Origin of the sequence: Vibrio sp. V39_P1S14PM300, assembly GCF_009904765.1 — a bacterium.
Classification (GTDB): Bacteria; Pseudomonadota; Gammaproteobacteria; order Enterobacterales; family Vibrionaceae; genus Vibrio; species Vibrio proteolyticus.
Genome location: NZ_WXWP01000148.1, coordinates 27,507 through 40,230 on the forward strand (window position 1 = coordinate 27,507; position 12,724 = coordinate 40,230).

A 12,724-nucleotide genomic window follows, 5' to 3' on the forward strand; every position below is an offset into this window, starting at 1 on the left:
CTTCTCTATTTTTTGATGACATCGTGCAGGTTGCGCCCTTTGATCTCAATCATTTCGAGCGTGGTGGCGTTGTATTCCACTTTAATAATGTTGTTATCATGCACCAGTTTGAGTTCATAAATCCATTGATCGTCGTCTTCTTCCAGCTCAACCTTGATCAAGCGGCCATTGAGTTGCTGATCGACGGTTTTGTACAGAGCAGAAAACGGCTGGATCAGCCCTTGTTGTACCGCATCGAAGACTTCATCCTGATCTTCGTCGAACTCGATCCGAGCCCCTTCTTTATAGGCGTCTTGAACCAGGGCATGACCGTTTTGTGTGTCGTCCGCCGCTATTGCCAACTGCAGCGTGCTGCCGGCAAGCATGATAAGTAACAATGTTTTCAATCGTTTATTCAACATATTCGGACCTGCTGTTTGACTCTTTCCTCAGTATAAGTGAGCTGAGATGAATGGAAAGTGAATCACAGCACTCAGCGATTTTGCAGCTCATCTTCAAAAATCTTGTCTCTCAGTTTCCAGAAACGGCCAACTTTGCGCGCAATGACAAATTGCGGAGGACGAAAACGGTGTTGATGGGCCACCACTTTTGTTGGTGAGGCTTCATCAAACGGCCGGTGTTTGTCGGCCAGATGCGGGCGGACAAACTGATCTTTAAACGTTTGTTTCTGCTTTTTCGTGCTCAGCGACCAGAACTCATGTACCTGAGCCTGATTGTCTCCGTGATAAGTGATGCGCAGTTGCGATTTGCCATTGGCGTCTTTATGAACTGACATGTCCATCTCCGCACACTCAAACACCAGTGCATCTTTGAGATTCAGTGCTTCTTTCAGTTTTTTGTCCGGGTCCACTAATGTCGCGTCACATTCGTGACAGATTCGGGCGGCAATGTCGTTGTCTGCGCCACACTGGCCGCAGTATTTGGCGCGGAAGCGATAATCACAATGTTCACGCTCTCCGCTTTCGTCGTCAGTAAAAAAGCCCTGACATTTGCGGCCGAAGTGTTCAATCAGGAATCCGTTGCTGTCGAGCTTGCCCCAGAAATTGTTATTGAAGCCGCAGGCGGGGCACGGAATGGTGATGATTTCGCTGTCGGAATCTGGCTTCGGATTGCCCACTTCCGGTTGATACAAATCGTAGCTGTTGCCCGCGTAATCCAATACCAGGCACTCTTTTTTTCCCGGGGAAAGACGCAGGCCACGGCCGACGATCTGCTGATAAAGGCTGACCGACTCGGTTGGACGCAGGATGGCAATCAGGTCGACGTGCGGGGCATCAAAGCCGGTGGTCAAGACCGAGACGTTGACCAGATATTTAATTTCGCGCTGTTTAAATCGCTGGATGATATCGTCCCGCTCCGGGGTGGGCGTGTCGCCTATCACAATAGCCGCTTCACCGTCTGGTAATAGAGTGTAGATCTCCTGCGCATGTCGCACGGTGGCTGCGAAAATCATAATGCCCTGACGATCGGCAGCCATGTGAATGATCTGATCAACGATTTGTGGCGTGGCACGTTTTGACTGCTCGATCACCATATCCAGCTCCGATTCTTTATAACGTCCGGTACTGGCGGGTTTCAATTGCGAGAAATCGTAGCTCAGTACTGGCGCATCGATCATGCGGGCCGGGGTCAGGAAACCTTCGTCCAGCAAGTAGCGAATGGGGAGTTCAAAGATACAGTCGCGGAAGAAACGTGCTTCGTCGCTGCGTACCTGGCCTCGGGTGTGGTACTGATATATCCAGCCGATACCAAGGCGATAGGGGGTGGCGGTCAGACCGAGCACCTTGATGCCGGGATTCAGTTCGCTTAAATGGGCGATCACCTTCTGATAGCTGCTGTTTTTGTCTTCTGGCACCCGGTGGCATTCATCGATCACTAGTAGCGAAAACTGGTTTTTGAATTCATCCAGATTACGCACGACGGACTGTACGGAGGCGAAGACCACTTGTTGGTTGGTTTCCTTACGGCCAAGCCCGGCGGAAAAGACTGCCCCTTTAAGGTTGTAACCTTCGTATTTGGCGTGGTTTTGTTCAACCAGTTCCTTGACGTGTGCCAGCACCAGAACCCGGCCTTTGGCTAGGCGGGCTAATTCGGCAATGACCAGGCTTTTGCCGGCACCAGTCGGCAGTACAATGACCGCAGGTGTAGTGTGTTGACGGAAATAGTGGACAACGGCCTTGACGGAGTCGGCCTGATAGGGGCGTAAGGTATACATCTGAATTGTGAAATCGATCAACTAATCTGGCAATGAAGTAGGTTGGGTATATAATACCTGACCCTGACTAGATGAGGTATTCATGCGTTTAGATAAATTTCTGTGTGAGGCATTAGGTGCAACACGCAAAGAAGCGACCAAAATCCTGAAAAGCGGCGAAGTGACAGTGAACGAGGTGGTGCAAAAGAGCGGTTCTGTCAAAGTTACTGAATCGTGCGTGGTCGAGTGGCAGGACAGAGAGTTGCGAGTCCATGGGCCGCGCTACATCATGTTGTTTAAACCGGATGGCTATGTCTGTTCTCATGAAGACGGATTCAACCACACAGCGTTTGTTCTGCTCGATGAAGTGAAGATGGATACCTTGCACTTTGCTGGCCGTCTGGATGTGGATACGACGGGGCTGGTGTTGATCACCGACGACGGAAAATGGTCTCACCGTATTACGTCCCCCAAGCATAAATGTGAAAAAACATACCGCGTGTGGCTCGCGGATCCGATTGGTGCTGATTACGCGGCGCAGTTTGCTGAGGGAATTCAACTGCGTAATGAACGTGAGCTGACTTTGCCGGCACAGATGGAGATTGTGGACGCGGATGAAAAAGAAGTGCTGCTGACCATCACTGAAGGGAAATACCATCAGGTGAAACGCATGTTCGCGGCGCTGGGCAATAAAGTTGAACATCTGCATCGTGAACGTATTGGTGCCATTGAACTTGACGACACTCTCGAACCGGGTGAGTACCGCTATCTGACTGAGGAAGAAGTGGCGTCTGTGTGGAAATAGTATTCCATCTTGGAAATAGTTTATTTCCTATTTGGAACTAGTATTTCCCCTGCAATTCCCGGAACATACGATATCCAGATCACAAATATACCACTACTTATGGATTGAGTTGTTGGTATTGCTGTCCTTTCATCCGCCATGCCTTTCCTCTGTTTCTGGCGGATGAACGACAATCCGAGTCTAATTTACCATTTAAATTCACAACTTCAGCAGAAGTGGTGAATTGAGTACACCTTTTTATCTGCTCTGGGTTGTCATCATTCACTGTATTCTGTTTGGTTGCGGTTGGGAAAACTGCAGCAAAATTGGCCACCGAGTGGGAGATTTATGTCAGAAAAAACCGCACAAACACAAAGTACACCGCACATCAGTTTTCTCTTGTTTGTTGTTTTGGGCGCTATCGGTGCGTTAACACCGCTAGCGATCGATATGTACTTACCGGCCATGCCGGAAATTGCTCGCGATCTCGGTGTGACGGCGGGTGAGGTGCAAATCACCTTAACCGCTTACACTGCAGGTTTTGCAATTGGTCAGTTGATCCACGGGCCACTTGCCGACAGTTATGGTCGCAAGCCGGTGTTGTTTCTCGGAGTGTTGTTCTTTGGTATTGCAGCGTTTGTCAGTGCAGCAACCAACGATATTGATGCGTTGACCTACGTGCGGACTGCGCAGGGTTTTGCTGGCGCGGCGGCGGCCGTTATTATTCAGGCGGTGGTGCGTGACATGTTTGACCGCGAGGATTTTGCCCGCGCCATGTCGTTCGTCACTCTGGTGATCACAATTGCGCCGCTGGTGGCACCGATGATTGGTGGACATCTGGCGGTTTGGTTTGGCTGGCGTTCTATTTTCTGGGTACTGGTCGCGTTCGCGGTTGTTGTCATGGCGCTGGTACTGTGGATGATTCCGGAGACGTTACCGGTGGAGAAGCGCCAACCATTGCGTCTTGGCAGTACACTGCGCAACTATGCCCGTCTGCTGCGAAACCCGGTGGCAATGGGACTGATGCTCTCCGGTGGTTTCTCCTTTGCTGGCATGTTTGCGTTCCTCACTGCCGGATCGTTTGTCTATATTGATATCTATGGTGTGACACCGAACCAGTTTGGTTACCTGTTTGGCCTTAATATTGTGGCGATGATCGTCATGACCAGCATCAACGGCCGGTTGGTGAAACGAGTGGGGTCACACAACATGCTACGTTTTGGCTTGACGGTGCAGTTGATCGCCGGGATTGGGCTGTTTACCGGTTGGGTACTGGATCTCGGATTGTGGGGCACTGTGCCGTTCGTGGTGATGTTCATCGGGACACTGTCGACCATCGGCAGTAATTCAATGGGCCTGCTTCTGAGTGGTTATCCATACATGGCGGGCACGGCTTCCTCATTGGCGGGGACGTTACGTTTTGGCACTGGTTCACTGATTGGTGCCGTGGTAGCGGCGATGCCAAGTGGTTATGTTTGGCCAATGATCTTGATGATGAGCGTATGTTCAGTATTATCTGCGGGTTTCTACTGGACTTTGGGAAGAAAAGCATAGTGTCGAATTACTCAACAGAAATCCAAAACCTGGTCAACAGTGCGCTGGCTGACATGGCGGCAGAGCACAAAGCCGGCAAGCTGGCGGATGCGCCGGTCGCCAATAATCATTATCTGGTGCGCTGGGTGACGCGAGCGCTGAAAACCCAGCGTTTTCCGCGTTGTGTCGGTAATGACCTGACGCGTTGGCAAAAGGCCGGACGTTCAAAAGGGAACGAGGCTGGGCTTCTTTTCTTGTTTAAACGCATCTCGGCGTTCTACGCCCGCTGTTTTGCGCAGGGGGAAAAAAAGATCCTCGACAGCGATGTGGAGGCGTTTCTCGATCGGATGGAAACTGCCGGTTGGGAAGTGTCGACCTCAGAGCCGTTGATAAACAAAGGTAAAATACAGATATTTACCGAAGGCCAGAACTCTTTGGCCCTGTGCGCGGATCAATGTGACAGCTGTTTTGATGGTGACACGCTGGTGAAACCGATGAGCTGGTTTGTGCGCGGTAATCACGCTGAATTTATTGACCAGGCGACCGATGCGGGGTTCATGGTGCATAAAGTCACGGACTATAAATCCAACGTGAAGTATCACGGGGAATACCTGATTTACCCGGGGAACCAGGGCGAACAACTGGCGGAAATCCCGCTGTCGTTCCAAGCCGACACGTAATACAAGCGCCCGCTCACAGATGAGCGGGCTTTTTTATGTCACGCCTGGCGTGCTTTTCGCACAATGGCATTAACCATGCCTTTAAAAATAAACAGATGTGCGGGTAACATGGCGAACCAGTAGAGCAAACCGGGAAAGCCTTGTGGGTGCCACCAGGCCGTAATGTTCAGTTCGCGTGTCGTGCCGTGATCGATGATCGTGCACTCCAATCGGCCCAGCCCCGGACCTTTCATACCAAACAACAACGACAGGAAATGCTGCTCTTCACAACGGATGACTTTCCAGGAGTCGATGTAATCGCCAACCTTTAACCCAGGGCCGGGCGGAGAGCGTCTGACTGGCTTACCGCCACCAAAGAAGATATCCAGCCATTCCCGTGTGCGCCACAGTGGATTGGCAAAAAAGTAACCTTCTTCGCGGCTGCCGATTTTCTGGATCACCTGCCACAGTTGCGCTGGGGTGGCGGTCGTAGTGATGGTGGCGCCTGCTTGTTTGGGGTAGTAGCCAAACCCGGGCTGCCAGCGTTGCAATGCGGCAGGGTCAAACCCCCACACGTTGCTGCGAACGAATTTACCTTCGGTGGCGAGAGTGTTCTCCACCATGGTTCGGTAATCGATCAGCGTTTGCGGGTACTTTTCACGGATGGCACGACCATCCGTGACGTAATCGTGTTCAATACCCGCCAGCAGTGCTTTACCAATGTTCGATGGTACCGAAGTGATCATCGCCAGCCAGTAGGAAGCAACGTTTGGTGTCAGCAAGCGGGTTGACCACAGACGAAGTGGTTTGTGAATCGCCTGACAAATGATTCGAAATTGCTCGCGGTAGGTCAGGGTATCCGGGCCCCCCGCTTCATAAATGATGTTGCCTGTCGGCGCTTCTTTCGCCAGTTCGAGTAAATAATGATTGAGATTGCTCAGAGCGATAGGGTTGGCCTGAGAGTCCACCCATTTGGGGGCGATCATGAGTGGCAGGTTGTAGGCAAAGTCACGCATGATTTCAAACGCCGCAGAGCCTGGCCCGACGATCACGCCAGCCCGAAGTTCGGTTACTGGAATCTGGCTCTGGCGTAGGATCTCTCCGGTTTTCAGCCGGGCTTGAAGGTGCTGGGAGTGGCCGTGTTTCGGTTGTAATGCACTCAAATAAATCAGGTGTGTGACCTGACTGCCGCGCAGGGCGTCGCGCACGTGTTCGGCGAGTGACATTTCGTATTCTACAAAATCGTGCCCTTCAGCCATCCCGTGCACCAGAAAATAGACCAGATCAAACTGTGGCACGAGAGCTTGGGTGGCGCTGGCGTCTTCTAAGTCGAGAAATTGAAGGTGCAGATTCGGATGCGGTTGTGTTCTGGCCCGCAAATAGTCGATATGGCGCGCCGATGCCGTGACGTTGTAACCTTGCTCAAGCAGGTAGGGCAAAAGCTGAGAGCCGCGTATCCAGATGCTCCAAGTACCAATACGTTTTTCATCCGCCTCGTCCCTATTTTATGTGGTTAAAACAAACTCAATAATCGTATAATAGCCGCTCAACTTTTTCTCAGCTATCAATAGTTTGTACTGGAGTCATATGGTGGCGTTGCTTTCTCAGGTTTTGTCTCATACCCGTGGGGACTTTATTCGCCGTCTGATGGCGATCGCGCTGCCGATCACCTTGCAGAGTATTATGTTCTCAAGCCGAGGGCTGGTGGACGTACTGATGTTGGGTCAATTAGGAGAGTCTGAGATTGCGGCGGTGGGCGTGGCAGCCCGGGCAACTTTTGTCACCACGATCATGTTGGTGGGTGTGACCACGGGAGGGGCGCTGTTGACGGCGCAATACTGGGGCGCGTCTAACCGTCAGGGCGTGCGGGAGAGTACCGCCCTGACGTGGTTGGTGAGTATGTTGTTTGCATTGCTGACAGTGGTGCTTTTCGTGGCTTTTCCAAATCAGATCATGGCCTTAACGACTGACTCAATACAGGTCAACGCGCTGGGCAGTCAGTATCTGGTGATCACTTCGGTCAGTATGTGTTCGGTCGCCTGCGTCGCCAGTATGGCGGTGGGGTTGCGCGCCATGCATAAGCCCGGGATCAGTACTTTCTTTAGCGGCATCGGGATAGTGTCGAACGTATTTTTCAACTGGGTGCTGATATTCGGCAACCTTGGCGCGCCGGCCATGGGCATTCAGGGAGCGGCGATCGCGACCGTACTCAGTGGCGCAATCGAAGTCGCGACATTGTACGGATACCTGTATGCCAAACAACACTTGCTGGCTTTTTATGCTGAGGACATTAAAGCGATCCTCACCTGGGACAAGGTTGTGCGCTTTCTTAAACTGTCGATGCCGACAACCTTCAACTTTCTGGCGTGGGCGGGTGGGTTGTTTGCTTATCATGCCATCATGGGCCAGTCTGGTGTTCAGGGTTTGGCGGCGCTGTCTGTGATGACGCCAGTAGAGTCAATTTCTCTGAGTCTGTTGATTGGCATGTCGAATGCCGCAGCAGTATTAACCGGAAACCAAATTGGTGCGAAGCGCTATGAGGAAGTCTATTACCAAGCGCTGGGCCTGACGCTGTTGAGTGTCCTGGTTGGTCTGAGTGTGGCGTTGCTGCTGTATATTGCCCAAGGGGCGATTCTGGATGCGTTCAGTGCACTGACACCAGAGACGCGCGCATTGTCGGAGCAGTTTATCGTCATTTTATGTGTTGGCATCGTCTTACGCTCGGTGCCCATGACGGTCATTGTTGGGGTACTCAGAGCTGGGGGCGATGTGAAGTTTTGTCTCGGACAGGATCTGATTGCTCAATGGCTGATTGGTATTCCTTTGGCTGCGTTTGCGGCGATATCGCTGGGCTGGCCGCCGGAGACCATCTATATCCTGTTTCTCACCGAAGAAGTGGTGAAATGGGGCGGATCACTGTATCGCATGAAAAGCCGTAAGTGGATTCGCAATCTGATTGAGAATTAATCATAAATTTGTGACATTGAGCAAATAAATGCATATTCTGTGATCCACTATCCAAAACGCTTCCTACCTGCGATGAATTAGTGTAGATTCTCAACCCAGTTTCCATATCCGTTGAGAGAATAATGTTACAGCTAACAGACCTGTGTAAAGGCTACGTCGATGGCGGGGAGTTTCACCCGGTATTACAAGGTGCGGATCTGTTACTGAAACAAGGTGATCAAGTGGCGTTGATGGGCGAAAGCGGCTCAGGAAAAAGTACGTTACTGAATCTGATCGCGGGCTTGGATACGGTCGATTCCGGTGCAATCAGCTTCCCGGATTTTGCCATGCATCAAGTCAAAGAAAGCCTGCGTACTGCCTACCGTCGTAATAATATTGGCCTTATCTTTCAACAGTTTAATTTGCTACCTACGCTGAACGTGGCCGACAATATTCGTTTCTGCCGTCAGTTAAAAGGTCTGCCTGATGATCAGGGTTTGTGGCGTCAAATTTTATCGGCACTGGATTTGATGCCGTTGCTCGGACGCTATCCGGAAGAGGTTTCCGGAGGGCAGCAGCAACGAGCGGCGATTGCCAGAGCGCTGTATATGGAACCCAAAATTCTGTTGGCCGATGAACCCACAGGTAGCCTGGATGAGCGTAACGCAGAAGCGGTGATGCGCTTGCTGACGTCATTGACTCGCCAGTTGGAATGCACGCTGCTGTTGGTGACGCACAGTGAAAAAGTGGCCGAACACATGGAAGGCTGTATTCGTCTCCAGGGAGGACAGTTGCATGTTGTGGCCCGTAGTTAAAGCGCTACTTGGTCATTACCGACGTTATCCGTTTCAAATCCTGCTGGTCTGGCTTGGTCTGACCTTAGGGGTATCTCTTCTGGTTGGTGTTACTTCTATTAATCATCATGCCCGTGAAGCTTACGAGCATGGTGAACGTCTTTTTGCCAATCCTCTTCCTTACCGAATCCGGCCTAAACACCTAACCAACAAAATTCCGCAAGGCTTTTATATTCAACTGCGGCGCGAAGGGTTCAATCAGTGTGTGCCATTTGAAAACACCAAAGTCACTTTGGCCAACGGCAATGATCTGACCCTGGTTGGGCTCGACCCAGTCGCGATGCTGCAATTTCAGTCGGGTGTGCAACTCAAAGACCTGGACGCGCTCAAATTAATGCGTCCCCCGTATCCGTTGATGGTCAGTGATGAACTCGCCAGCCATATGCGTTGGAAGAGTGGGGACATGATCCCGCTCCAAGACGGGAGTCGTTTGGGGCCGGTAGTGATCGATCATGATGATATCATCAATGGTACGCGGGTCGTGGCCGATATTTCTCTGCTGCGTATGTTGGAGAAAAGCTCAGGATTTTCGGTGATTGCATGTGGCAATATGCCGGATGAAAAATTACAGCAGCTAAAACAAGGGCTACCCAATGGCATGGTGTTGGCTCGTAACTCCCGCGCAGAGCTGGAGTCGCTGACCAAAGCGTTCCATTCCAACCTCAGTGCTATGGGAATGTTGTCGTTTGTAGTGGGGCTATTCATTTTCTACCAGGCTATGTCGCTGTCGTTCACTCAGCGCCAGCCTTTGGTCGGTATATTGCGCCAGACCGGTGTTTCCGGCTGGCAACTGGCGAAAGCGTTGCTGATTGAACTGTTTGCATTGGTGCTGATCAGCTGGCTGTGCGGAAACTTATTTGGCATGGTGCTGGCTAATCAGTTGATTCCATCGGTGTCGTCCAGTTTGGGCGATCTGTATGACGCGAATGTCGGCCTGGATGTGGAGTGGAGTTGGCAAGCGAGCGGTTATAGTCTGCTGATGGCGGTATTGGGTGCCTTACTGGCATGCGCGTGGCCTTTGGTTCGTCTGCTGCGCGCCCAACCGATTCGGTTAACGACTCGGTTGTCGCTGGTGCGTTTTGCTGGTGTGGAATTCACGGTTCAAGCGTTGATTGCCTGCGCTTTGTGTGTTGCTGCTGTCGCTGTGTATCAAGCGCCTCAGACCCAATCTTCCGGTTTTGCGATCATCATTTTCATGTTGCTCAGTGTGGCGCTGTTCACTCCGTTTTTGATCTGGCGAGCTTTTGTCAGTTTCTCTTATACGATGCGTTGGGTGAAAGTGCGCTGGTTCTTTGCCGATGCGGCCGCCAGCATGAGTTATCGCGGCGTGGCCACCATGGGGTTCATGTTGGCTATGGCCGCCAATATCGGCGTAGAAACTATGGTCGGCAGCTTTCGCGATACCACCGATCGCTGGCTGACTCAGCGACTCGCAGCCGACATCTACATTTATCCAAACTCCAACGGTGCACCGCGAATGAGCAACTGGCTCAGTAAGCAACCGGAAGTGCAGGATGTGTGGTGGCGCTGGGAGAAAGAAGTTCCTACCAGCAGCGGCCCACTTCAGGTTGTGAGCACTGGCGCGTCAGAAGGCGAACTGGCGTCCCTGACGGTAAAGCTGGGTATTCCGAATTACTGGTATCATCTGCATCGTTCAAAAGGGGTGATGGTCAGTGAATCCATGGCGCTGAAAATGAATATTCGTCCAGGAGATACGATTAACCTTTATGGTCCGCTTGGCAAAGGCTGGCAGGTTGTGGGGGTCTATTACGACTATGGTAACCCATACAATCAAGTGCTGATCTCCCATCGCAACTGGCTAGCTGCGTTTGCTGGTGGTGGAAATGTGGCGCTCGGGGTGGTGATCAAAGATGGTGTGCCGCACGCTGACTTAAAACGCCGTCTGGAGTCTGTCTTCCGGTTGAACCCAGAGCGGATATTCGATAATGGCAATATTCACAGTCAGGCGATGAAGGTGTTTGACCGGACTTTCGCCATCGCTGATACGCTCGGTAACATCACGTTGGTGATTGCTGTGTTCGGTATTTTCTTTGCCACCTTGGCAGGGGAAACATCTCGGCAGCGTCACGTGTCTTTGCTGCGCTGTTTGGGGATGTCGGGCAAAGAACTGATTCTGATGGGGTGTTTGCAGTTGTTTGTTTTTGGCGCCATTTCGATACTGATTGCCATGCCGCTTGGATTAGCACTGGCGAGTTTGGTGGTGGATATCATCATTAAGCAGTCTTTTGGCTGGACGCTGGAACTGCAGTTTATTCCAGAGGCGTATCTTCAGTCGATCAGTCTGGCGATGCTGGCGCTGATGGTGGCTGGCGCAGTGCCGGTTCTGAGAATGGTGCGCAACACACCGATGAAGTCGTTAAGGGATGCCCTGTAAATGACGAAACGAATCTTTGTATCCAAAATTTTGGTATTGCTGGTGCTGATGGCGTTGGTAGGTTCATGCGGTTATCTCGCGTATCGTCAGTGGGCGCCTGAATGGCAAAAGGCGATTCAGCAACAAGCCGAACAACCGAATCCGTTTTTGACCCAACCCAAGGATGTTTTTGATCCTGTGCTGCCGGGTAGTCCGGTTAAGCTGCCACAGGATTTCGCTTTTCATGAAGGCTATCAACATGAATGGTGGCACTATTTTGCCAATGTCGAAGATCGTAAAGGCAACCCGTATGGGATCCAGTGGACGGTCATTCGTGTCGCCAGTGATGACAGTGAACGTTCGGGCTGGCAAAGCCCGCAATTATACATTGTGCAGACTGTGATTACGGGGCAGGGGAAAATCTGGCGCGAGCAACGCTTCGCCCGTGGTGGCATCGGTCAGGCGGGAATGTTGAGTCAGCCTTTCAGATTATGGATCGATAACTGGTCTTGGCGCTCTCTTGGCACCACACCATTTCCTGGCAGTCTCGCCATTGATACCGATACATTTTCAATCAGTCTGGCCAACGTCGCCAAAGGGCCATTTGTATTGCCCGGCGAGAGAGGCTACCAGGTCAAACATGAGTTAATGCCTTTGGCGTCTTACGCGATCATGGCACCATTTGTACAAGTTAAAGGCACGTTGACTCTGGGCAATGGCTCACCATTCAACGTCAAAGGCACCGCCTGGCTAAGTAAAGAGTGGGGCAATAACCTGCTCAATACGGACCGATCAGGTTGGGATTGGTTTGTCGTTAATCTGGACGAGGAAACCATCTTGTCGGTCAACCGTTTCCGACATCAGAATCAGGCACCTCAGCTTTCGGCCACTCTGATGCGAAATGACGGGAAAGTGGTGGTATTGGAGGAGAATCAGATCAAGATGCGTGCGTTGCAGCCTCTTGATTCCATTGATGGGAAGAGTTTGCCGCTGCAATGGCAGATTACCATACCCAGCCAGCACATTAATCTCACTACCAGTGCGCTGAATATCGGAGACTGGCAACCTTTTGCAGTGTCGTACTGGCAAGGGCCAATCAGGGCGATTGGCAGCCACAAAGCGAAGGGCTTCATGCAGCTTTCTGGTTATTGATTTACGCATCTTGGTGAAAAAAACGCTGGTTTGGCTTTGACGGCTGACCAGCGTTTTTTTAACCTTGTCTTAAGCGTTTAGCAATCAAATGCATATTATCTATACTGACCATATTACTATTACGGAAAATACGCTGTTAATTGAACTTTATATCGGAAATTCCGAAGTTAAAGCTCCAAACAAGCGATTTTTCGATCATTCCGTCAGTCGATACACTCAGTATATTGT

At 51.3% G+C, this 12,724-nt stretch carries 9 protein-coding genes and 1 pseudogene; 7 read left to right on the top strand and 3 right to left on the bottom strand.

What is annotated here, in order from left to right; translation table 11 throughout:
- Positions 1-5 precede the first annotated feature (5 nt).
- Both CAG65_RS07395 and CAG65_RS07400 read right to left on the bottom strand, forming a co-directional pair.
- Positions 6-365, bottom strand: coding sequence for a PepSY domain-containing protein (locus CAG65_RS07395; protein WP_425585317.1), 360 nt, complete (start codon positions 363-365; stop codon positions 6-8).
- Between the two features lie 107 nt (positions 366-472).
- The gene (locus CAG65_RS07400) at positions 473-2,215 is read right to left on the bottom strand and encodes a DEAD/DEAH box helicase (RefSeq protein WP_161453155.1); all 1,743 of its coding nucleotides are present in this window, start codon (positions 2,213-2,215) and stop codon (positions 473-475) included.
- Between the two features lie 82 nt (positions 2,216-2,297).
- On the opposite strand from CAG65_RS07400, the gene rsuA reads away from it, so the two are divergent.
- From rsuA to CAG65_RS07415, 3 genes are all read left to right on the top strand, one after another.
- Positions 2,298-2,999 (top strand): 16S rRNA pseudouridine(516) synthase RsuA, encoded by a 702-nt coding sequence (rsuA, locus tag CAG65_RS07405; protein WP_161447594.1) that lies wholly within the window; start codon positions 2,298-2,300, stop codon positions 2,997-2,999.
- A gap of 327 nt (positions 3,000-3,326) precedes the next feature.
- Positions 3,327-4,532, top strand: a complete 1,206-nt coding sequence (locus CAG65_RS07410; RefSeq protein ID WP_021705436.1) for a Bcr/CflA family multidrug efflux MFS transporter — start codon at positions 3,327-3,329, stop codon at positions 4,530-4,532.
- On the top strand, positions 4,532-5,191 hold the full coding sequence (locus CAG65_RS07415) for a DUF2913 family protein (RefSeq protein WP_161453157.1): 660 nt from the start codon (positions 4,532-4,534) through the stop codon (positions 5,189-5,191). The genes CAG65_RS07410 and CAG65_RS07415 overlap by 1 nt, the downstream gene beginning before the upstream one ends.
- Before the next feature lie 38 nt (positions 5,192-5,229).
- On the opposite strand, the pseudogene CAG65_RS07420 reads toward CAG65_RS07415, so the two are convergent.
- Positions 5,230-6,659 (bottom strand): annotated as a pseudogene (locus CAG65_RS07420) (DUF2867 domain-containing protein).
- A gap of 98 nt (positions 6,660-6,757) precedes the next feature.
- Here CAG65_RS07420 and CAG65_RS07425 point away from each other — a divergent pair.
- From CAG65_RS07425 to CAG65_RS07440, 4 genes are all read left to right on the top strand, one after another.
- Positions 6,758-8,137: an MATE family efflux transporter gene (locus CAG65_RS07425; RefSeq protein WP_202599310.1), complete on the top strand. Its 1,380-nt coding sequence runs from the start codon at positions 6,758-6,760 to the stop codon at positions 8,135-8,137.
- Between the two features lie 122 nt (positions 8,138-8,259).
- Positions 8,260-8,931: an ABC transporter ATP-binding protein gene (locus CAG65_RS07430; protein ID WP_021705440.1), complete on the top strand. Its 672-nt coding sequence runs from the start codon at positions 8,260-8,262 to the stop codon at positions 8,929-8,931.
- Positions 8,912-11,365, top strand: a complete 2,454-nt coding sequence (locus CAG65_RS07435; RefSeq protein ID WP_021705441.1) for an ABC transporter permease — start codon at positions 8,912-8,914, stop codon at positions 11,363-11,365. Before CAG65_RS07430 ends, CAG65_RS07435 begins: the two co-directional genes overlap by 20 nt.
- Positions 11,366-12,496 carry a lipocalin-like domain-containing protein gene (locus CAG65_RS07440; protein ID WP_161453159.1) on the top strand — a complete coding sequence of 377 codons (1,131 nt, stop codon included), beginning with the start codon at positions 11,366-11,368 and terminating at the stop codon, positions 12,494-12,496. It abuts the gene before it with no gap.
- The last annotated feature ends 228 nt before the right edge of the window (positions 12,497-12,724 follow it).